This is a genomic window from Deltaproteobacteria bacterium (assembly GCA_035063765.1).
Classification (GTDB): domain Bacteria; phylum Myxococcota_A; class UBA9160; order UBA9160; family PR03; genus CAADGG01.
The window spans coordinates 103848-124832 of the sequence record JAPSFT010000009.1 but is presented as its reverse complement, the minus strand read 5'-3'; the positions used below and the strand labels follow the sequence as shown (position 1 = coordinate 124832).

Annotated in this window: 16 protein-coding genes; 6 read left to right on the top strand and 10 right to left on the bottom strand. The window is 69.6% G+C overall.

What is annotated here, in order from left to right; genetic code table 11:
- Positions 1 to 133: 133 nt before the first annotated feature.
- Entirely contained in the window at positions 134 to 3415 is a 3282-nt protein-coding gene (locus tag OZ948_09220; GenBank protein MEB2344909.1) for a hypothetical protein, read from the bottom strand.
- A 598-nt stretch (positions 3416 to 4013) separates the two neighbouring features.
- On the bottom strand, positions 4014 to 4703 hold the full coding sequence (locus tag OZ948_09215; protein ID MEB2344908.1) for a hypothetical protein: 690 nt from the start codon (positions 4701 to 4703) through the stop codon (positions 4014 to 4016).
- Positions 4704 to 4822: 119 nt separating this feature from the next.
- Between OZ948_09215 and OZ948_09210 the strand changes: the two genes are divergently transcribed.
- On the top strand, positions 4823 to 5491 hold the full coding sequence (locus OZ948_09210) for a hypothetical protein (protein MEB2344907.1): 669 nt from the start codon (positions 4823 to 4825) through the stop codon (positions 5489 to 5491).
- Positions 5492 to 5551: 60 nt separating this feature from the next.
- Here the strand turns inward: OZ948_09210 and OZ948_09205 are convergent, their stop codons facing one another.
- Positions 5552 to 6133 carry a hypothetical protein gene (locus tag OZ948_09205; GenBank protein MEB2344906.1) on the bottom strand — a complete coding sequence of 194 codons (582 nt, stop codon included), beginning with the start codon at positions 6131 to 6133 and terminating at the stop codon, positions 5552 to 5554.
- 153 nt (positions 6134 to 6286) lie between these two features.
- On the opposite strand from OZ948_09205, the gene OZ948_09200 reads away from it, so the two are divergent.
- Both OZ948_09200 and OZ948_09195 read left to right on the top strand, forming a co-directional pair.
- Positions 6287 to 6775 (top strand): VOC family protein, encoded by a 489-nt coding sequence (locus OZ948_09200; GenBank protein ID MEB2344905.1) that lies wholly within the window; start codon positions 6287 to 6289, stop codon positions 6773 to 6775.
- A gap of 74 nt (positions 6776 to 6849) precedes the next feature.
- A complete protein-coding gene (locus tag OZ948_09195) occupies positions 6850 to 7656 on the top strand; it encodes a hypothetical protein (protein MEB2344904.1) in 807 nt (268 codons plus the stop codon).
- 328 nt (positions 7657 to 7984) lie between these two features.
- On the opposite strand, the gene OZ948_09190 is transcribed toward OZ948_09195, so the two are convergent.
- Complete coding sequence (locus OZ948_09190) at positions 7985 to 8158, bottom strand: hypothetical protein (protein ID MEB2344903.1); 174 nt, start codon at positions 8156 to 8158, stop codon at positions 7985 to 7987.
- A gap of 93 nt (positions 8159 to 8251) precedes the next feature.
- Here OZ948_09190 and tnpB point away from each other — a divergent pair, with 93 nt between their 5' ends.
- The 3 genes from tnpB to OZ948_09175 all read left to right on the top strand — a co-directional run bounded on the left by tnpB (position 8252) and on the right by OZ948_09175 (position 10409).
- On the top strand, positions 8252 to 8608 hold the full coding sequence (gene tnpB / locus OZ948_09185; protein ID MEB2344902.1) for an IS66 family insertion sequence element accessory protein TnpB: 357 nt from the start codon (positions 8252 to 8254) through the stop codon (positions 8606 to 8608).
- Positions 8609 to 8617: 9 nt separating this feature from the next.
- Positions 8618 to 10135 carry an IS66 family transposase gene (locus OZ948_09180; protein ID MEB2344901.1) on the top strand — a complete coding sequence of 506 codons (1518 nt, stop codon included), beginning with the start codon at positions 8618 to 8620 and terminating at the stop codon, positions 10133 to 10135.
- 103 nt (positions 10136 to 10238) lie between these two features.
- Complete coding sequence (locus OZ948_09175) at positions 10239 to 10409, top strand: hypothetical protein (protein MEB2344900.1); 171 nt, start codon at positions 10239 to 10241, stop codon at positions 10407 to 10409.
- Positions 10410 to 10497: 88 nt separating this feature from the next.
- Here the strand turns inward: OZ948_09175 and OZ948_09170 are convergent, their stop codons facing one another.
- The 6 genes from OZ948_09170 to OZ948_09145 are packed head-to-tail and all read right to left on the bottom strand — an operon-like array spanning position 10498 to position 20977.
- Complete coding sequence (locus tag OZ948_09170) at positions 10498 to 11841, bottom strand: DNA-processing protein DprA (GenBank protein ID MEB2344899.1); 1344 nt, start codon at positions 11839 to 11841, stop codon at positions 10498 to 10500.
- Positions 11834 to 13912 (bottom strand): DEAD/DEAH box helicase, encoded by a 2079-nt coding sequence (locus OZ948_09165; GenBank protein ID MEB2344898.1) that lies wholly within the window; start codon positions 13910 to 13912, stop codon positions 11834 to 11836. Before OZ948_09165 ends, OZ948_09170 begins: the two co-directional genes overlap by 8 nt.
- Positions 13913 to 13937: 25 nt before the next feature.
- Positions 13938 to 17090: a type I restriction endonuclease subunit R gene (locus OZ948_09160; protein ID MEB2344897.1), complete on the bottom strand. Its 3153-nt coding sequence runs from the start codon at positions 17088 to 17090 to the stop codon at positions 13938 to 13940.
- A complete protein-coding gene (locus OZ948_09155) occupies positions 17087 to 18157 on the bottom strand; it encodes a hypothetical protein (GenBank protein MEB2344896.1) in 1071 nt (356 codons plus the stop codon). Before OZ948_09155 ends, OZ948_09160 begins: the two co-directional genes overlap by 4 nt.
- Positions 18154 to 19404, bottom strand: coding sequence for a restriction endonuclease subunit S (locus OZ948_09150; GenBank protein MEB2344895.1), 1251 nt, complete (start codon positions 19402 to 19404; stop codon positions 18154 to 18156). Before OZ948_09150 ends, OZ948_09155 begins: the two co-directional genes overlap by 4 nt.
- Positions 19394 to 20977, bottom strand: coding sequence for a class I SAM-dependent DNA methyltransferase (locus OZ948_09145; GenBank protein MEB2344894.1), 1584 nt, complete (start codon positions 20975 to 20977; stop codon positions 19394 to 19396). Before OZ948_09145 ends, OZ948_09150 begins: the two co-directional genes overlap by 11 nt.
- Between the last annotated feature and the right edge of the window lie 8 nt (positions 20978 to 20985).

Below are 20985 nucleotides of genomic sequence, written 5' to 3'. Positions count from 1 at the left end.
GCGCCCTCGGCAGCGGACAGCAGCTCGTGGCCGCCCGCCGCCGGGGGCGCGCCCGCCGCCGGGGGCGCGCCCGACGCCCCACCGGCCAGCGCGGTGGCGAGCGCAACGAAGGCCCAGAGCGCGCAGCGAACTCTCAGGGCGCGACCTGGACGCCCGGCGGATCGAAGACGCCGTTGCCGTCGACGTCGACGTACAGCGCGTTCGTGAAGCCGAGCGCGCGCACCCCGGACTCGGCCGGGTCGAGCGTGGTGAGGTTCGCGAGCGTCAGGTTGCCACCGACGTTCAGGTTGCCGCCGTAGATCGGGAACATCGGCGGCGAGTTGCCGACCGTCCCGCGCGCGACCACCACCACCCACTCGTCCGCGCTGAGGCCGGTGAGCGGGACCACGAGGTTGGTCTCGTAGCGCTCGGCGCCTGGCACGGAGGGGTGCACGTTCACCGTGGCGCGAGCAAAGTCGCCGCCGCCGAGCGTCAGCACCTGGCTCGGGATGGCGCTGTAGGAGGTCGGCGTGCCGCCGGTGGTCCCGGTGACGGCGGTCTGCGCGTTGCGGTAGATCTCGATCCGATCGTAGGGCGCCCAGACCGGGGCCTGGACCCGGATCTCGAGATCCACGGAGCCGGTGTTGGTGGTCACCAGGGTGTCGCCCCCGAGCCCGAGGTGCGCCGTGGCCGGGCCGGCGACGAGGCGGGTCTGGACGTACAGGCCCTGCCCGCCGACCAGCCGCTGGGTCTTCACCGCCTGCCCGACCTGCGCCGGCAGGATCGCGGGCGGATCGTCCGTGGACGAGGCCGTCCAGCTCCGCGCCCCGGCGCTGTCGAGGTTGAGCACGGTGTGGGTGTCGGTGGCCGCGAGCGCCGTGGTCGCGTAGCCCTGGTTGAGCAGGTTCATCCAGATCCCGATCCACTCGTTCAGGAAGCGGTTCTGGTGCGAGTTGTGGTTGCCGTTCCACAGCTCGAGCGCCTTGAAGGGATGGAAGAAGTTCGCGACCGACGGATCGAGCCGGAAGATCGTCGGATCGGGGAGGAACGACTGCGGCGGCGTCACGCCGGTGTCGATCTGCAGCGGGCCGAAGTGGCTCCCGATGTGGTTGACCTGGACCACCGTCTCGAGCCCCGCGTTCTGCGGCTTCGCGAGCGCGGCAGCCTCGATCTGGGCGGGCGTGAGCACGTAGTTGCCAAGGCTCGGGAAGTCCTCGCCGATCGGCGCCGCCCCGCCCCAGTCCGTCGAGCCGTTCGACACCCGCGTCGGGTCCACGCCCTGCGGATACGAGTTGAAGTGCCCGTAGTCGAAGGAGGTGATCTCCTCGCCGATCGTCGAGATCAGGTACGGCGCGAGCCCCATCGAAGCGATCGTCGGGTTGAGGTCGGTGATCGCGTCGTGGTCGGTGGCGACCAGGTTCTCCACGCCCTCCGCCGCGAAGGAGAGCGCGCGCGTCGTGAGCGCCACCCGCGCGTCCGGGCTGTTCAGCATGTGCACGTGGAAGTCGGCGGACACGAAGCCCGGCGTGTCCAGCACGCGGGCGATCCGGGCGTCCACCGTGGTGGTCACCCCGGCCGTGGTCGTGACCGGCTGCCGGTGGACCGAATACTCGTCGCCGCGCGAGACCACGACCTCGTAGCTGCCGGGCTGGAGGTCGAACTCCGCGACGCCGCTCGCGTCGGCGTAGGCGACCTTCGCGTAGCCCGGGGTCGGCCGATCGGTCTGGTCGTAGAACATACCCGTGCGCGTGTCGTTGGCGCTGAGCACGGAGAGCAGGAAGAGCGGGTCTGGGCTCGGGTTCGAGGTGCCGTAGCGCGGATCCGACGAGCTCGTCACGGTGATCGCCCCGACCACGCTGACGCGCGCCGGGAGCGGCGCGCCGTTCTCGTCGGCGACCGCCACGCGCACGCGGCCCGTGGCGGGCAGCGCGATGTCCTGCACGACCGTGCCGCCCGCGGGCACCGTCACGGTGTGATAGGTCGGGGCGAGCCCCCCGCCCTCGTAGGGCACGCCGTCGCGGGCGCCGGCAAGCCCGTAGGTGCCGGCCTCGATGCGGCCGCCGTAGCAACCGGCCGCGTCCGTCACGAAGTGGGCCGTGAGCGTCCGGATGCGGCCGCTCGCGAGCGGCCCCACCGCCACCCGTGCGCCGGGCGCCGGCGCGCCGGCCACGGTCACGCAGCCCTCGATCCGGCCGGTGGCGAGGCCCTTCACCTCGGCCTCGAGGCCGACGCTGTTGGCGACGCTGCCGTCGCCCACGCTGAAGTAGCTGAGGAACGACTTCGAGCCGTTGGCCGGGACCGCGAAGACGGCAGGGGCGTCGGCCGCGAGCACGAAGACGAGGTTCTGGCTGTGCATCATGAAGCTGACGCCCGAGGTGCTGAAGGAGCTCGACGAGGGCTGGCCGCCCGCGAAGGCGATCGGCACGAGGCCGTAGTCGATGCCCTCGCTGCTGTCGTAGCCGAAGAAGCCGAGCACCTCGGTGATCGGGCTGAGCAGCGGCTCGCCGAGACCCATCGGCGGGAGCCCGCCGCGGATGAACTGCTCGAGCGTGCCCATCCCGTTGATGTAGTACCCGACGTACTGGACGATCGGCACCGGCTCGTAGCTCGTGACGGTCGTCTCCATCGCCACGTGGCGGTCGCCGGGCTCGAGCCGGTACTCGGTGCACGCCTCGACGTCGTAGTCGCGATCGTCGGCGGCGGCCAGGAAGTTGGGGAGCGTGAGGCCGAGCGAGGACAGCTGGGACGAGGGGTTGATGTAGTCGTTCAGGTCGTCGGGACCGCAGGCGCGCAGGATCGCCGCCGTGCCGTCCTGGCCGTCGTTCACCACCTCCACGAACTCGGCGTTCAGGACCGTCTCGACGTTGATCGCCGGCTGCACCTCGAAGAAGGCGTCCCGGTCCTCGCGGCCGACGAGCTCGGCGTCGATCAGGTTGCCGCCGTACTGCCCGACGCTGTGCAGGTCGCGCTGCGGGGCGTCCTGGACCGCGAAGCGCGCGACGTCGTTCTCGAGCAGCCAGTCGCCGATCCGGCTGTGGCCGAGAGGGCCCCGGATCCGCTCGCTCTCGGACGTGATGCGGCGCGCGCGGGCCTTGGGCGGCGCGTAGACGAAGTGCCGGTTCTCCGTGAAGCGCACGCCGCTGGTCAGATTCACCGAGACGGCGAGATGGTTGTCGTCGAGCAGCGGCGCGCCCGGCACCAGCGTGGCGGCGTAGGACGGAGGCCCGCCGGTCATGGCCAGCGGCACGCCGTTCAGCGTCACCTCCAGCGTCGCGGGTACCGCGGTCGATCCGAGCTCCACCTGCACCTGGAAGCTCGGCGTCGCGATCACCGTTCCGTCGCCGGGGCTCACGGAGACGATCGCCGGCTCGCAGGTGCTCCCGAGGGCGAACGGGACGAGCAGGAACGGGGTGAGCAGGACGTGACGCAGCTTCATGGGGCCCTCCGGCGCGCTTCCACGGGCCGGGGGGGCACGCGGATCTCGCAGCACGGGCCGGATCATACGGGAACGGGCGGGGGAAAGCGCGGGAATTCCACCCCTCGTGACGACACCTCGGGGGGCGTGCGCTTCCCGGCCACAGGGTGGCGCCTGGCGCTGCGCGAGCTGCGATCGCCGGTCCCCCCGCCCGGGTTCCGACGTCATGCCGCGTTCGCAGCCGAGAGGGAGACGACCCTTCACGGGCCTTTCGTCGGGTGACGGGATCAACCCTGCATTCCAGGCCCTTCCTTCCGTCGCGACAATGACGCGTCCCGTGAGGTGGATGGTGCTGTGCTCGAGCAACGCCGCTCGCTTCACCGGCCAAGGGCGTTCGAGACCTTGGAGTCGAGCGGCGCGGCCAGAGGCGTGAGCTTGCCAAGGCGATGGACGTGGGCCTGTGTTCCGTATCCGACAATGCGTCGACTCGCCGGATCTTCCGGCGGATCTCGCGGACGGACGCCGCGCCGATCACGCAGCTCGTGATCGGTGACGCGACGCCGGGCTGGACCAGCTACGTCCCGGGATCGGCCGGCTGCGGCGCGGTGCGCCGGCGCCCTCAACCCGCCTGGCCCCCCTTCGGCTGTCCGTACAGGCTCACGAGCCGCGCCACGAGCACCGCTAGATAGATCTGGCCAGCGACGGCTTCGAAGGTCATGAGCCCGCGCGCGGGCCCGTTCATCGCGACGACGTTTCCGGGTCCGAGCGTGCTCATGGTCGCCAGGCTCACGTAGACCGCGAGCTGCGGTGTCAGCTCGAGCGGCGCCGGCCCGAACGAGCCCGGCAGCTCGCGCTCGAGCACCCAGTAGAGGCTGCCGAACGCAAGCCCGGCCAGCAGGTAGGCGTCGAGCGCGGCGAAGATCCGCTCGGCGTCCGTTCCGGCGCCGCGCGAGCGGAAGGCGTGGCGGACGCAGAGCGCCGCCGCGATCATGCTCGCCGCTGCCCAGCAGAGCTGACTGAGCGAGTGCAGGCGGGCGTCTCCGAGCAGCGGGTCCAGGAGCCGCGCCGCGACGAAGCCGGCAGCGAGCACCAGCAACGCGCGGGTGTGGCGACCCTGCTCCACGCCGGCGACCGCGACCGCCAGGGTGAGCCCCAGCAGCCAGTCCATCGGATGCAGGCGGGGCAGCGCCGCCTCGAAGATGGGGTGAAGAGCCAACGCCAGCAGCAAGGTGAAGAACAGCCAGGCGAAGCGCTTCGCGCGGTAGCGTTCGAGAAGCGATCTGCGGCCCGGATCCGCCCGTCCTGTCATTCGACGCCATCCCATTCGAAGCCCACCCGGCGCCCGCCCGCGCTGCGTCGCCAGTTTCGTACACTCGCTCCCTTCGCTCCATGTCCGACTTCCGGACCCGACCAACAGGAGAGACCCCCATGCAACCGATCAGGATCTGGATCGCCGCCGCCGGGGCGCTGGCGCTCGCCGGCACCTTGCTCCCCGGTGTCACCCGCGCGGAGACCGAGGATGTCGTCGCCGTCTCGGCGATGAGCCAGGACGTGCGCGTCTCCTATGGCAAGACCGGACAGGCCATCATGGATCACATCGCCGCGGCGCAGAAGGCGATGGCGACGTCGTCGGACTTCGCGACCGCGGCCCGCGAGACCGAGCACGCGCTGCTGCTTCTCGACGGCCTGAGCCCGCGCCAGAGCTATCGCGCCGCGCTCGCCAACCTGCTCCACCGTCACAAGGCCAGGAAGGCCAAGGGGGACGACGTCGTTCCCGTGATGGGCGTGCTCGACGACGTGAAGGAGGTGACCGGCGTGGAGGTGGCCGACACCCACACCAGGCTCGAGAAGCTGAAGGGCAAGCTGGTCGCCGAGCCCAGCGTGGATGCCGAGGCCGACATCGTCGAGGCGAGCCGGGGGGTCGGCTACCTCGAGATCGACCTGCCCGTGCAGGAGACGAAGGCGCGGCTCGTCGCGGCTCGCCTCGCGGAGTCGAAGCGGGACGCCGCCACGGCCAACGCTGCGCTCTCCGACGCGATGAACAAGACCAAGGACTGGACTGCCCGGGTCCAGGACTCGGTCACCGAAGCCGACTGAGGGCGGCAGGCGGACGCCCGAGGGCCATGGGCCGATCGTCGCTGCGATGCTCCGGGCTGCTCACCCGCAAGGATCGAGGCGCAACGTGATCGTGTCGCGGCCGGGTCCGTCGCCGAACATGCCGAGAACGCCTCCCAGCCGCTGGATCGCATACTTCTCCTGCCGCAGATCGAAGGTGCGCCGGTTCGCCACCGGATCGTCGACGATCCGAGGGACCACGCAACGCGTCACGCCGCCGCGCAGCAGCTCGAGCCTTGCGCCGTCGAGCGCGTGCCGCTCCGCCTTGGCGCGCGCCATCGAGACCCACGGGACCCCGTCGGCATCGACGACCCACAAGCGCAGCTCGGCGTCCCCGCTGTAGAGGACGACGACCTCCTCGAGCTCCGCGAGGGCGCCGTAGAGCGCCAGGAACAGGACGAACGGGGACGCCACCAGGGCGGTGACCCGGGCGGGCGCCGGCGCGCCGCGCGCGAGCAGCGCTCCGGAGATCACGAAGCACAGGAGCCCGCCCACCAGGCCGAGCCCGGGGATTCCGTAGGGACCCGCGTGCCGGAGGGGAACCAGGAAGGCGGCCAGCCCGGCGCCCAGGGCCACGAGACCCACGATCGTTGCCACGATGGATCGCGGCTTGCCCTGGTTCATCGAGCGGCTCCTCGGCGCGGGCCCCACGAGAGGCTCGGTAGCACGTCCGCGCCGACACCGGCGAACGCTGCCGGGTCGAATCCGTACCCCCCCGTTCGTCATCACCCCGGAGAGCGACCATCCGCTTGCGCCCAGCAGCGAAGGGAGGGACCCATGTCCAAGATCACCCCCTGCCTCTGGTACGACGGCCAGGCCGAGGAGGCGGCCCGCTTCTACGTGGCTCTGCTGCCCGATTCGCGGGTCGACAGGGTCCTGCGTTCGCCGGCCGCCACGCCCTCCGGCCCGGAGGGCTACCCGCTCCTGGTCGACTTCACCCTGGCCGGACAGAAGTTCGTCGGGCTCAACGGCGGACCGCAGTTCCCGTTCACCGAGGCGGTGTCGTTCCAGATCGAGACCGCCGACCAGGCCGAGACCGACCGGCTCTGGACGGCACTGATCGCCAACGGCGGCCAGGAGAGCGCCTGCGGCTGGCTCAAGGACCGCTGGGGCTGCTCGTGGCAGATCGTTCCGCGGCGCCTGACCGAGCTGCTGGCCGACCCCGACGAGGGCCGCGCTCGCCGCGCCATGCAAGCCATGCTGGAGATGCGCAAGATCGACATCGCCACGCTCGAGCTCGCCGCCGACGGCAGGCCCTCGGCCTAGCTAGCCCCATCGCTTCACGGCGAATGCTCACCGGGACTGCGGGTCTCCGCGGAAGCGGTCCTGGAGGAACCCAGATGACACGGACGACGCACGAAGCGATTGCGATACGGCTCATGGCCGGCGTGGTCCTGCTGCTCCACGCCGCGCGCGCTGATGCCTACAACTACTCGTTGTCGGCCTATGCCGGAGGCGACCAGCAGGCGACATCGGACATTTCCATAGATGCCCTCTCCGCCAGCTACCTGAATCCGCTCGAGCCCAGCGCGTCGCACGAGAGCTACACGGCCAGCGCGTGGGGTGACGGTGCGCTCTCCGCTCATGCGGAGTCGGTCGGGATTCCGCCCTTCGCTCCGATCAGCCACAGCGCGACGGCACGCATCGAAGAGACGATCCGCCTCGGACCGCCGCATCCCTTTCCCAGCGGTCCCGTGACCGTGACGGCGGGCATCGCGGCGGATCTCGCTGTCCTTCTCGGCGGGACGGTCGCCAAGGCCTCCGGGCAGGTGCAGATCGAGCCCTTCAGCGAGACCTGCGCCGCGAGCGTTTCCACCGACGCCGCCCCCTCGGGCTGGTGTCCGGCGGGATCGGCGGGCGAGGGAACGGTCACGCGCACCTTCACGCTCGAGGAGCTCGCCGCCCGGAGCTACGAGATCGACGTCGCGGGGCAGGTGAGCGCGACGCTCGAGCTCTTCGCGGCGGACGGGGAGAGCAGCTCGAGCGCGAGCGGGGGGCTCTGGGTCCACGTGTCCGGCGGCGGCCTCGGCGACGCGGACTATCGATGGTCGGGCACGAACACGGTGATCCCGACGCCCGAACCGACGCCGCAGGCGCTCGGCGCAGCCGCCTTGTTCGCGCTGGCGCTGCGTCGGCGGAGGCGCTAGACGGCGCGGGAGCGACCCCGATCCGGCCCTCACGGCCGCGCGCGGCCCGGCTCACGAACACCTGCTGTCCGTCCCGCACACGTGGCTCCCGAGCGACACGCCGCCGGATCGATGCGGGTTGGCATCGTCGTCGTTGCGGGGCCGCTTCGGTCGTAACTGCTCGCCGTCCCCCGTCTTGAGCTCGGCGCCCTGCGCGTGGAGGATGCGGGGCACGAGGAGGGCATGAGATGGAGACGAGCGCGAGGCGAGCACGGGCGGCGGTGCGGTCGCTCGGACGACGGGGCGTGCGGCAGCGGATCCCGGACGCGGTGCGCCGGGAGGTGTTGCGCTATGTGGCCGAGGCGCGCGGCGTGGGGCGGCCGTGGGCCGAGATCACAGCGACGCTCGGGCTCTCGAAGAGCGCGCTGACGCGCTGGCGCCGGCGCGACGCGCAGGTCTCGACGCTGCGCCGCGTGCGGGTCGTGGCGCCGCCGCAGCCGTCGCACGAACTCTCGGTGGTCACCCGTGCGGGGCATCGGGTCGAGGGCCTCTCGCTCGGCGAGGCGCTCGAGGTGGTGCGGGCGCTCGCTCGATCGGGAGCACGCGGGCACTGCGGGTGTTCGCCTACGCGGCGCCGGCGGACCTGCGCAAGGGCTTCGATGGGCTCTCGGCGCTGGTCGCCTCGGCGCTCGGGCGCGATCCCCTCTCGGGCGAGTGTTTCCTCTTCACGAGCAAGACGCGCACGCGCGCGAAGGTTCTCCATTACGACGGCACGGGTCTTTGCCTCTACCACAAGCGGCTCGAGGCGGGCCGCTTCGCGGCGCCGTGGGAACGTGCGGACGGGATCGCACTCGAGCTTACGATGAGCGAGCTCGCGCTCTATCTCGAGGGCAGCCGCATGATCGGGCGGGTTGCCCTCTCGCCGCGCACGATTCGGCCGCAGCCCCTTGCGGAGAGACGTAGATCGGTGTAAGTCGCCGCCGTGATCGATCTCGCCACCGAGTCGCGTCTCGACGTGCTGCGCCAGGTGGCGCTCCTGCAGCAGCAGGAGAACACGAAGCTTCACCAGCGCATCGCCACACTCGTAGCGCGCCTCGCCGCGCTCGAGGGCAAGGACGCCAGCGTGGCGCTCCAGCTCGAGCTCGAGGCGCTGCGCACGCAGCTCGCACAGATGCAGCGCAAGCTCTTCGGCCGCTCCGCCGAGCAGCGCCCCGCGGCGGACGCACCGGCGCCCGACGCACCCCCGCCGCCTCCGCCGCCCGCAGCGCGCCGCGGCCACGGCCCGCGCCCCCAGCCCAAGCTCCCGCTCGTCGAGGTCCTCCACACCCTCGACCCGGCCGACCAGGCCTGCACCGCCTGCGGGGGCGCCCTCACGGAGATGGCGGGCCAGTACGAGGAGAGCGAGGAGGTCGACGTCGTCGAGCGCAGCTTCCGGATCGTCCGCCACCGGCGCCAGAAGTACCGCTGCCGCTGCGGCGGGTGCGTCGAGACCGCCCTCGGGGCGCCCAAGCTCCGGCCCGGTGGCCGCTACTCGGTCGACTTCGCCGTCGCGGTGGCCGTTGCCAAGTACGCCGACCATCTCCCGCTCGCCCGCCAGGTGCGCCAGATGGCGCGCGGCGGGCTCACGGTCGAGACCCAGACCCTCTTCGACCAGCTCCTCGCCCTCCACCACCACCTCGCCCCGACCTACGAGGCCCTGCACGGGCACGTCCTTGCGGCGCCGGTCGTCGGGGCCGACGAGACGGTCTGGCCGCTGCTCGAGCGCGGCGGCGGCAAACGCTGGTATGCCTGGTCGATCACCGCCCCGGACAGCGTCTTCTATCGCATCGACCCCTCGCGCTCCGCCCAGGCTGCGGGCGCGATCCTGCGCGACTACGCGGGTGTGGTCGTATGCGACGGCTATAGCGGCTACGCGACGCTCGCCAAGATGCGCGACGGGCCCGAGGCCGCCCGCTTCACGCTCGCCCACTGCTGGGCGCACGTGAGGAGGAAGCTCCTCGAGTGCGAGCCCGCCTTCCCGCAGGCCGGCGAGGCCCTCGATCTGATCGGGCGGCTCTACGACGTCGAGGCCTGTGCGAAGAAGGCCACGGTCGACGATCCCGCTGCGTACCTCGCGCGCCTTCGCCGCGAGCGCTCGGCGCCGCTCGTCGCAGAGCTCCGCGCCTGGATGCTCGCGCAGCGCGTGCTGCCCCAGTCCGGGCTCGGCCGGGCCATCGCCTACGCCGACGGCTTGTGGCCCGGGCTCGTGCGCTTCCTCGACGACCCGGCCATCCCGCTCGACAACAACGCCACCGAGCGCGCGCTGCGAGGCCTCGTCGTCGGGCGCAAGAACCACTACGGCTCGAAGTCCCTGCGCGGGACCCAGGTGGCGGCGCTCTTCTACTCGCTGCTCGAGTCGGCCAAGCTCGCTGGCCTCGAGCCCGCCGCCTATCTCGCCGAGGCCACGCGCCGCGCCATCGCCACGCCTGGCACCGTCACGCTGCCCAGCGACCTCGGCTGATCCCACCGCCATCGAGCGCACAGGCTGCTCCGCGCACCACCGAGCGTCGAGACGGGGCGCGGCGAGCAGTTACATTCGAACCGCCGGGGCGCAGCCATTCGAGGTGGCGCTGGTCGCGACCTCGGAGCCGCCCGTCGACCAGGCCATCGCCTCGAAAGCTCTTCAACTGCGCGAGCTTGGCTTGACCGACCCGGTGATCGCCGCCCGGCTCGGCGTCACCGACAAGACGGTCGCCAAGGCGATTCGTTGGCTTCGAGCGACCGCTCGCCGCTGAAAGGAGGCCAGCGCGGGCCGCTCCCCTGCCCGCCTGCGCTTCCCGGTCGGCAACGACCGCTCGAGGCCTGGCTCGGTGGTGTCGGACTTCACTCCCCTGTTCCTGCAGGCTTGGTCTTGGCGGCCGGCTCGCGCGCACCCTCGGATTCGAACAGACGCGCCTGGGAGATCGAATAGCGCGCATCCTTCTTGTTCTTCTCCAGCACACCTTCCTCCACGAGACGCTTCAGCCATTTCTGGGCCTGAGGTCCGGTGACTCCCAGGCCGCGGGCGATCTCGGCTGCCTTCGTGGGTCCGCGCACGAGCCGAACGACCAGCGAACGCACAGTCGAGAACAGCTCATCGGCAGCCAAGAGCTCGCGTTGGTCCGCTGGAGGAAAGCTCGCTGGAGACACGGAAGCGGGAGTCCCCGCTTCTCGGACCTCCCCCGCGCCATCCCGAGGCGGCGGGAAGGAGAGCTGCCCCTGGTCCGCCGGAGGCCTGTGCTCGGGGGCTGGCGTCGCGATCGCGGCGGCCAGACCATCGGCATCGACCGGCTCCGGCCAAGCCAGCGCCCCCTTCTCAGCAAGCGCATCGAGCCCGGCGGAGGATCCCGCTGTCGTGCGCACGAAGACGGGCACCAGGTGCAGCGTCTCGAGCTGCTCGATCGCACCGGCCCACGTGCCGCCCTTGCCGCGGTCTGCGCTCACGACCAGAGCGGCATCGGCCAGGGCGTAGATCAGCTTGTTGCGTTGCATCGCATGGCCGACGTTGAACCCCGCACTCGGGTCATAGGGAGAGACCAGGACGAGCTGATCCTCCAGCAGCATATTCCGGTGTTCTCGCTGCATGGCTGTCTTCTCGAGGCTGTCCGCGAGCACGCCCGTCACCCTGCCGCCCGTTTCCAGGGCACCGCGCATGGCCGCCTGGTCGATGCCCCGGGCGCCCCCGGAAACCAGCGTTCGCCCGGCCGACGCCGCGAGCCGGCCGATCTCCTGCGTGTACTCGATCAGTGCGTCGTCGACGTTGCGCGAGCCCACGACAGCCAGACCACCGCTCTCCAGGAGCTTCCTGTCTCCGCAGCCGTAGAGAACGGCCGGAGCATTCTCGCGCAGACGCGCCTTCAGTCTCTGTGGGTACGTGCCGTCGGCCCGGCTCACCACCCAGATCGCCCGGGCATGCCAGCGTTCGACAGCCTGGCTCAGGAGGAAGCCCCGGGCCAGCAGGCGCTCGAGTCGGGCCTTGTCGATCACGCGGTGGCAATCGCCGAGGAGCTGGTCGGCTGCAGGGGCCAGAAAATCGGCGGGCTTCGCTCCCAGCTCGAGCAGGTGCTTGGCGAGCTTCTTGTACTCGCCCGGTGTGAGGAGATCGCTGGACTTCTTGCTGCGCCCGGTGATCAACGGGGCCGTCAGCAGCAAGATCGCCTTCGTGTTCGGCGAGAGCGCGTCAGTCATTGGAGCCCGATCCCGTCTGGGCCAGGGCAAGCGGCCAGACCACGCCGCTCTCATGCGAGCGCAGCAGCCAGGCGGCCACGGTGAGGGTCCACCGCGAATCCACCATGTCGTCTACCAGCAGCACGGGCTCGCCCCGCACCCGGCCGCGAACCTCCAGTGACCCATCAACGTTCCGTGCCTGCTGGGTGCTGTTGGCCATGGTTTTCTGCTCCGGGCGGTCATCCGTCCTCACCAGGACCGACTCGAACGCAAACCCGAGTGCACCGGCGAGCCGTCGCGCGAAATCCGGCACGAGGTCAGGGTGGCGCCGTGAGGCCACGCAAGTCACCCACGTCGGGGCCGGGTCCGGGCCCCATTGCTCGACGAGCTGCCGACAAGCCTCAACGAGATCATCCGAGAACCGACCGTCATGATACTTCCCGAGCCGGACCGAGGCCCCCCAGCCGGCATCGCCCCACACGCAGAGCGCCTTGCCCGGCTGGGCCTGGAGCTCCTTCGGGATGCGACCGGAGACGCCGTAGCGCGGCAGACCTCCGGCCGGCCACTGCTTCCGCGGCTCGATGGGCAGGCTCGTACGTCGCAGGAACTCGATCGCATCGCGGACGAGCCCCGGATCTACCGTGGTTGGCAGGGGCGGCAGAACCGGCTGTGAGAGCTCGCCGGGCGGTCCGTCGAGCGCCCGGATCAAGAACTCCATGTGCCCAGAACCCAGGGTCACGTACTCCTGCATGTGGCCCTGCTCCGCCCGTCGCAGCGCCGTGAGCCGCTCGGCGCGCGCCCAGAAGGCATCGCTCAGGTTCGCGGCGGTGAGCTGCCACTTCGCGCCCTGCTTGGCGATCGGGGCGGGCGACTCCAGCGAGAGCAGGTCGATGGTCTTCTGGATCCGCCCAAAGCTGACATTGACCTCGCCCATCAGCTCCCGCACCGAAAGACCCTGCGGCGCCGCCTCGAGTGCCTCGAGCACCGCACCGACCTCTTCGGGCGTGGGGAACGCGCTCTCGATGAAGTAGTCGGTGATGTCGGTCTCCTCCTCGCCGGACAGCAGCACGCCGTAGGCCGCATCGAGTGCGCGGCCCGCGCGGCCCACCTGCTGGTAGTAGGCCACCACCGAGCCCGGCGTCTGGTAGTGGATGACGAAAGCCAGGTCAGGCTTGTCGAATCCCATGCCCAGCGCAGTCGTCGCCACCAGCGCCTTCACGCGGTTCTCGAGGAGCGCCTGCTCGAGCTCGGCACGGCGATCGCCCGTGTCGCCGGTGTATGCCTCGACATCGATCCCGCGCGACCGGAGCCATGCGGCCACCTGCCCCGCGTCGCGAACAGTCAGCGTGTAGATGACGCCGTTGCCCGGAAGCGCCGGCACGTGCTCCGCGAGCCAGGCCAGACGCTCGGCCTGGCTCGGCAGGCGGATCGTCTGGAGCGCAAGCGAGGGGCGCTGAAGGTCTCCCCGAGAGATCGCCAGGTCGGGCCCGAGCACGGCCGCCAGATCCTCCATCACCCGGTCGTTCGCGGTGGCGGTCGTCGCGAGCAGCCGCAGGCTCGACGGGAGGGTGCCCACGATGCGCTCGAGCAGCCGGTAGTGCGGGCGGAAGTCGTGCCCCCAATCGGAGATGCAGTGGGCCTCGTCGATCACGAGCAGGGCAACCCGATCGGCGACCTGCGCCAAGACCTCTTCGCGGAAGCGCTCGTTGGCGAGCCGCTCGGGAGAGACGAGCAGGATGTCCACTTCGTCGCGCCGGATCGCGCGCTCGACCTCCTCCCATTCCTCCTGATTGCCGGAGTGGATGGTCCGGGCGCGTACGCCCATGCGCTCGGCGGCGAGGATCTGGTTGCGCATCAGGGCCAGCAGCGGCGAGATGAGGATCGCAGGGCCCAGACCAGCTTCACGCAGCAGCTTCGTCGCGATAAAGTAGACGAAGCTCTTCCCCCAGCCCGTCTTCTGCACCACGAGCAGCCGCCCGGCGCCTTCGACAATGTGACGGATCGCCTCCCCCTGCCCTTCGCGGAACACGGCATCGCGCCGCCCCGATCCCAGGCGGAGCAGCTCCAGGGCGCGCTCCGCGTCGTAGCGCACGCCCCGCTCGATCATGCCCACGAGCTCACGCCGTGGCCCAGACTTCGGACAGCAACGCCGCCTGCTCGAGCACGGTCTGCGTTGCCTTCTCCTGCTTGTCCGGCGGGTATCCGTGCTTGCGGAGGATGCGCTTGACGAGCACCCGGAGCTGGGCACGCACGTTCTCCCGCAGCGTCCAGTCGATGGTCACATTGTTCCGCACGGTCTCGACCAGCTCGCGGGCGATGCCGCGCAGGGTCTCGTCGCCGAGCACCTTCACCGCGCTGTCGTTCGTCTCCAGGGCGTCGTAGAAGGCGAGCTCGTCTTCCGAGAGACCGAGCGTCTCGCCGCGCGCGTTCGCCGCCCGCATATCCTTCGCGAGCTGGATCAGCTCCTCGATCACCTGCGCCGCCTCGATCGCGCGGTTCTGGTAGCGCCGGATGGTCTGCTCCAGCATCTCGGCGAAGGAACGGGCCTGGACGACGTTCTTTCGTCGCCGCGTGGCCAGCTCTCCCTTGAGCAGCTTCTGCAGCAGCTCGACCGCCAGGTTGCGCTGCGGCATGCCGCGCACCTCGGCGAGGAACTCGTCCGACAGGATCGAGATCTCGGGCTTCTCGAGCCCGGCCGCGGCGAAGATGTCCACGACGCCTTCGGGGGCCACCGCGCGGGAGATGATCTGGCGGACCGCGTGATCGAGGTCCTCCTCCGGCCGGGCCTCGCCGGGCGCGCGCTTGGCGAGCACGGCAGCCACGGCCTGGAAGAACGACACGTCGTCGCGGATGCGCAGCGCCTCCTCGTGCGGCACCGCCAGCGCGAAGGCCTGCGACAGCTCACGGACGGCACGCAGGCAGCGGTCCTTGCCGTTCTCCTGGGCGAGGATGTGCTCCTGGGCCGGCGGCAGCAGGCCGAGCCGCTCCTGCGGTGTGCCGGTGGTCCACTTGCCACGGTCGAAGCCGTGGAAGAGCCCGCAGCAGACCTCGTACTTCTCCAGCATCACGGCCACGGCTTCGTCCTGGTCGAGGGCCGTGCGCCCGGTGCCGCCACTCTCGGTGTAGGTCGCGAGCGCCCGCTTCAGCTCGTGCGCCAGCCCCAGATAGTCCACGACGAGCCCGCCGAGCTTGCGCTCGAACACCCGGTTGACGCGCGCGATCGCCTGCATCAGCCCATGCCCGCGCATCGGCTTGTCCACGTACATCGTGTGCAGGCTCGGCGCGTCGAAGCCGGTGAGCCACATGTCGCGCACGAGCACCATGCGCAGCGGATCCGCGGGGTCGCGGAAACGGTTGGCCAGCGCCTCGCGCCGGGGCTTGTTGCGGATGTGCTTCTGCCACTCGACCGGATCGGAGGCCGAGCCGGTCATGACGACCTTGATGGCGCCCCGCTCATCGGAAACGCCGTCCTCGTCGCCCGCCCAATCGGGCCGCAGCTTGACGATCTCGTCGTACAGCTCGACGCAGATGCGCCGGCTCATGCACACGACCATGGCCTTGCCGTCCCTCGCGTCCAGCCGCTTCTCGAAGTGCTCGACGATGTCGCGCGCCACGATCTCCAGCCGCTTCTGTGAGCCCACCACGGCTTCGAGCTGCGCCCACTTGGTCTTGAGCTTCTCCTTGCGCTCGACCTCCTCGCCCTCGGTGGCTTCCTCGAAGTCGGGGTCGATCCTCGGCCGTTCCGCCTCATCGAGCGCCAGCTTCGCAAGCCGGCTCTCGTAGTAGATCGGCACCGTGGCGCCGTCCTCCACCGCACGCTGGATGTCGTAGACGCTGATGTAGCCGCCGAACACGGCGCGCGTGTTGGCGTCCTGCAGCTCGATCGGCGTGCCGGTGAAGCCGATGAACGAGGCGTGCGGTAGGGCATCGCGCATGTGGCGCGCGTAGCCGTCGATGAAGTCGTACTGACTGCGGTGCGCCTCGTCGGCGATCACCACGATGTTGCGGCGCTCCGAGAGTGTCGGGTGCCGGTCGCCTTTCTCCTCGGGGAAGAACTTGTGGATGGTCGTGAAGACCACGCCGCCCGCCTGCACCGCGAGCAGCTCGCGCAGATGCGCGCGGCTCTCGGCCTGCACCGGCGGCTGTCGCAGCAGGTCCTGGCAGCGTGAGAAGGTGCCGAAGAGCTGGTCGTCGAGGTCGTTGCGATCGGTGAGCACCACGATCGTCGGGTTCTCCATCGCCGGCTCGCGAACGATGCGGCCGGCGTAGAAGGCCATGGTCAGGCTCTTTCCCGAGCCCTGGGTGTGCCAGACCACGCCGACGCGCCGGTCGCCGGGCTTGCCGCCCGGCCTGCGCCCCGCCTCGTAGCGCCCGCCGCCCTCGGCCACGTGATCCGCGCGCGCCAGCTCGGCGGCCCGCAGCGTCTCGCCCACCGCCACCTGCACGGCGTGGAACTGGTGGTAGCCCGCCATCTTCTTGACGACGCGGCCGCCGTCGTCCTCGAACACGATGAAGTCACGCACCAGATCCAGGAAGCGCCGCGGCGCCAGCAACCCCTCGATCACGACCTGGAGCTCGGGCACGTGCGCGTCGGCCACCGCCTCGCCCGATATCGTGCGCCAGGGCTTGAACCACTCCTGACCGGCCGAGAGCGTCCCGACGCGGGCTTCGACACCGTCCGACACGACCAGCACGGCGTTGGTCGCGAAGAGTGCCGGCAGCTCGGACTTGTAGGTCTGAAGCTGCTGGAAGGCGGTCCAGATCGTGGCATCCTCGCTGGCGGCGTTCTTGAGCTCCAGCACCGCGAGTGGCAGGCCGTTGACGAACAGCACGACGTCCGGTCGGCGCGTGTGCCTGTTCTCGACCACCGTGAACTGGTTGACCGCCAGCCAGTCGTTGGCCTGTACGTCCTCGAATCCGATCACGCGCGCCTGCGCGCCACGGATCGCACCGTCGGCGTCGCGGTACTCGACCGTCACACCGTCCACCAGCAGCCGGTGCAGTGCCCGGTTGCGCTGGATCAGCTCCGCGCCTTCGGGACGCGACAGTCTGCGGAAGGCGTCCTCCAGCGCTTCGGTAGGGAGGTCGGGATTGAGGCGCGTGAGCGCGTCGCGCAGCCGGTGGGCGAGGACCACCTCGCCGTAGTCGGCGCGCTCGGCGGCGGGCATGTCGGGGGCGATGACGGGGCCGTGGGCGACCTGCCAGCCGCCGGCCTCCAGCCAGGCGAGGGCGGCCTGCTCGACGGTTGATTCGGTGAAGTGCCCGCTCATTGCTTGCGGCCACCTCCATTGCGCTTCGCCCAGATCTTATCGGCGCTCTCATGCTGCAGTGCTTGCTTGACCTCGTCGATGGCCCTCGGGGAATAGCGCTTGAACACAGCCTTGCCGATCTTGATTTCCTTGTAGCACTCAGCCTTGTCGCGAAGACCGAGATAATCAACCACCGCGACCGCCTTCGGCATCGTCAATCCAACCTTCTCGGCGAGCTGCTTCGCGCCGAGACTGTAGAACCCCAGTTCATCGACGCGCTTTACGGCGACGACCGACGCACCTGGGGTTCCCTCGGCCACCAGCTGAATGGGAATGCCCTCCTTCTTCGACAATCGCAGAGACAGGCTCGGTCCCGTGCCATCCGCCGCGATCTCAACCGCCACTGCACCGCGGAACACCTTTTCCCATGCGCGACCCTGCAAAACCTCTTTGCCGATCCGTCGTAGGTCTCCATCGCTGGGCTGGCCCTTCTCGCCCTGGATCGTCGCGTCCAGGATCGCCAGCGGACGAAGTCGGGCCAAGGCTTCAACGTGACGACGTCGACCTGGCTTCAAGAGCTTCTTGATCTCGGCAACCTCGGATTCAAACAGGGTCGCTAGGTCCGTGGGGGGCGCCGTCGAGACCGGGAGCACGCGTGCCGGCAATTCGCCTGCAAAGTCCTGGTCGAACACGTTCTTCAAGAGGTCACGGAACAGCGTGACGCCCGACTGCACGTGCACGTAGAGCTGACCTTCGGAGATATCGAGCAAGTGATGCTGTGCGGCATCGCGCAGGCCGTTGAGCGTCTGAAGTACGAGGGCCTGCTCCTCGGTCAGGTACCTGATCTTGCCGTCGCTGAGCGACCGTCGTACGCAGGCGTCGAAGCCGATTGTCTCCTTGGCCCGCTTCTCACGGATGCGTCCTCCTCGGTGCAGGATCGCGGCCTTCATCAGCATCTCGAAGCCATGATCGAGCTGGATCAGTGTGCTGCTGACTCGACCCCGATCATGAGGGCGGTTGAAAATCTCGATGGCCAGGACCAGCGAGTCGCTCGCCTTGGCCAGGAGCAGTTTCGCCTCACGCTTCATTCTGCGCCTATCCCGGCGACCCGCTCTGGGTTGTTCACTCGCAGCTCGCCGGAGATGAGCTTGGGCAGCAGTGTGTCGCGCAGGGCGGCGAGGGTGCGAGAGTCGACTTTGCGCCGCCAAAGCGATTCGATCATTGGCGCGAGGTGCTCACTCATTGCTCCCAGGAGTTGCGCAGGCGGCACCGCGAGCTTGGCGTCAGATAGGTGGTGACGCTGGATATGGCCCATCGTGGTCGCCTTACCTGCGGCGATGTGACGGAAGTCGTCAAGATGCGCGTGCACTCCGAGGTAGCAGAGCCAGCGCGGGTACGTCGCCGATGTGACCTTGAACAGGTGTTGGTTCAGCGCGCCCTCACCTCCCGCCCACAACACGGACTCAAGGGATCCGGACCACGAGAAGAGGATTTCGCCGTCCTTCACGATGTAGTCCGGGTCCAGATCCGCGCTGGCGCGATCTGAGCCAGTGGTGTTGCCCGCGCGGAGCTGGGCAATCTTGATCACCGGCAGCGACCGATCACCAACCGGCGGATATTTCTGCAAGGCCAGTCCATTGAGGAAGCGTGCGATCTCGTCGAGGCTCTTCACCTCCCACCCCTCGGGGATCTCGCCGAGTTCAGACTCGACGAGGCGGGCGGGGAAGAGGTCGGCGAGGGGCTGGGGGAGGCCGGGATCGCGGCCTTCGGCCTTGGCGCGGACGGGGTCGAAGTCCACGAACCACGACTTGAAGAGCGCCCGCGCCATCGCCTCCAGCGTCTCGCTCATCCGCCGGTTCAGCTCGATCTTGTCATCCAGCGTGCCGAGGATGTGCGCGATGGCGCGTTGCTCGCCGACATTGAGTGGCGGCCACCAGAGTCCCGAGAGCTGATCGGCCGAGACGTTTGGGAACGTCGACCCAGTGGCTTGAGCGAGTAGGCCGGGCAAGGAATACTCAATTGCTGCCCGGACGAAGGGCTGAAGGCGGGGGTCATTCTTGTGTCTTACCGCTGCGATGCCTCGACCTATTGCGTACTCCTGATCGGCCCAATTCATGCGACCCGTGGTCGAACCGCGAACGCAGAAGAGCAAATCGCCTGGTTTGGCACGCTTCCGCGCATCGGTCGTGAACTGAACGGGAGCTGGGTGGTCCGGCCCGTACTCAGTTGGTCCATTGAGGAGCGGCACCCCGACTCCATCGGTGTTGCAGGACTCGCCCGGGGGCGATTGCCCCATCACGACAATACAAGCGTCCGCAAGCCGCTTACCCGCCATACCCAAGCTCCTTCAGGTTGGCGGCGATGGCGGCATCGAGCTTTGCGGCCTCGGCCTGCTGCTCGCGCAGCGTCGCGGTGAGGCGCTTCATCTTTTCGTCGAACGGCTCGCCGTCGTCCCCCTGCGCCTCGGCGCCGACGTAGCGTCCGGGGGTGAGCACGTGTCCGTGCTTGCGAACCTCCTCCAGCACCGCGCTCTTGCAGAAGCCGGGCACGTCGGCGTACTCGCCCGCCTCCTTTTCGCCGCGCCAGGCGTGGTAGGTGTCGGCGATGCGGGCGATGTCCTCGTCGGTCAGCTCGCGGTGGGTGCGGTCCACCATGCGGCCGAGCTTGCGGGCGTCGATGAAAAGCACCTGGCCGCGGCGGTTGCGGAACTTGCCGTTCCTGCGGTCGCGCGCGAGGAACCACAGGCAGGCCGGGATCTGCGTCGAATAGAAGAGCTGGCCCGGCAGCGCCACCATGCAGTCCACGAGGTCGGCCTCGACGAGGCTCCTTCGGATCTCGCCCTCGCCGGACTGGTTGGACGACATCGAGCCGTTGGCGAGCACGAAGCCGGCCACGCCCGCGGGCGCGAGGTGGTGGACGATGTGCTGCACCCAGGCGAAGTTGGCGTTGCCCTTGGGCGGGGCGCCGTACTGCCAGCGCTTGTCTTGGCCTAAGCGCTCGCCGCCCCAGTCGGAGATGTTGAAGGGTGGATTGGCGAGGATGAAGTCGGCCTTGAGGTCGGGGTGGCGGTCGGCGTAGAAGGTGTCGCCGTGGGCGATCTGGCCGTCGATGCCACGGATGGCGAGGTTCATCTTGGCGAGGCGCCAGGTCGTGTAGTTCGACTCCTGGCCGTAGATCGAGATGTCGGTCCTGGCCTTGCCACCGTTCCCGTTGCCGTTCGCGTGGGCGCGGATGAACTCCACCGACTGCACGAACATGCCCGAGGAGCCGCAGCAGGGGTCGTAGACGCGGCCGCGGTAGGGCTCGAGCATCTCGACCAGCAGCTTGACCACGCAGCGCGGCGTGTAGAACTCGCCGCCCTTCTTGCCCTCGGCGCTCGCGAACTGCGAGAGGAAGTACTCGTAGACGCGGCCGAGCACGTCCTTGGCGCGGGCGGCCTCGTCGCCGACCTTGATGTTGCTGATGAGATCGATGAGCTGGCCGAGGCGCGTCTTGTCGAGCGCGGGGCGGGCGTAGTCCTTGGGCAGCACGCCCTTGAGCGCCGGGTTGTCGCGCTCGATGCCGGCCATCGCGTCGTCCACGAGCTGGCCGATGGTGGGCTGCTTCGCCTGCGCCTTCAGGTGCGTCCAGCGCGCCTCGGGCGGGACCCAGAAGATGCTCTGGGCGCGGTACTCGTCCGGGTCCTCGGGGTCAGCGCCGCTCTTCTTGTCAGCGACGAGCTTCGCGTGCTGCTCCTCGAAGGCGTCGGAGATGTACTTGAGGAAGATCAGGCCGAGGACGACGTGCTTGTACTCGGCGGCGTCCATGCTGCCGCGGAGCGCATCGGCCATCTGCCAGAGCTGGGCCTCGTAGCCGACGTTCGCGGCCGTGCCCTCCGCCTCCTTCTTGCTCTTGCGCCGTGCTGCCATCCCCTACC

Bases quoted from the DNA above. Each gene is read 5' to 3' on its own strand.
- OZ948_09220 (MEB2344909.1), bottom strand. From the start codon at position 3,415: ATGAAGCTGCGTCACGTCCTGCTCACCCCGTTCCTGCTCGTCCCGTTC.
- OZ948_09215 (MEB2344908.1), bottom strand. From the start codon at position 4,703: ATGACAGGACGGGCGGATCCGGGCCGCAGATCGCTTCTCGAACGCTAC.
- OZ948_09210 (MEB2344907.1), top strand. From the start codon at position 4,823: ATGCAACCGATCAGGATCTGGATCGCCGCCGCCGGGGCGCTGGCGCTC.
- OZ948_09205 (MEB2344906.1), bottom strand. From the start codon at position 6,133: ATGAACCAGGGCAAGCCGCGATCCATCGTGGCAACGATCGTGGGTCTC.
- OZ948_09200 (MEB2344905.1), top strand. From the start codon at position 6,287: ATGTCCAAGATCACCCCCTGCCTCTGGTACGACGGCCAGGCCGAGGAG.
- OZ948_09195 (MEB2344904.1), top strand. From the start codon at position 6,850: ATGACACGGACGACGCACGAAGCGATTGCGATACGGCTCATGGCCGGC.
- OZ948_09170 (MEB2344899.1), bottom strand. From the start codon at position 11,841: ATGACTGACGCGCTCTCGCCGAACACGAAGGCGATCTTGCTGCTGACG.
- OZ948_09160 (MEB2344897.1), bottom strand. From the start codon at position 17,090: ATGAGCGGGCACTTCACCGAATCAACCGTCGAGCAGGCCGCCCTCGCC.
- OZ948_09155 (MEB2344896.1), bottom strand. From the start codon at position 18,157: ATGAAGCGTGAGGCGAAACTGCTCCTGGCCAAGGCGAGCGACTCGCTG.
- OZ948_09150 (MEB2344895.1), bottom strand. From the start codon at position 19,404: ATGGCGGGTAAGCGGCTTGCGGACGCTTGTATTGTCGTGATGGGGCAA.
- OZ948_09145 (MEB2344894.1), bottom strand. From the start codon at position 20,977: ATGGCAGCACGGCGCAAGAGCAAGAAGGAGGCGGAGGGCACGGCCGCG.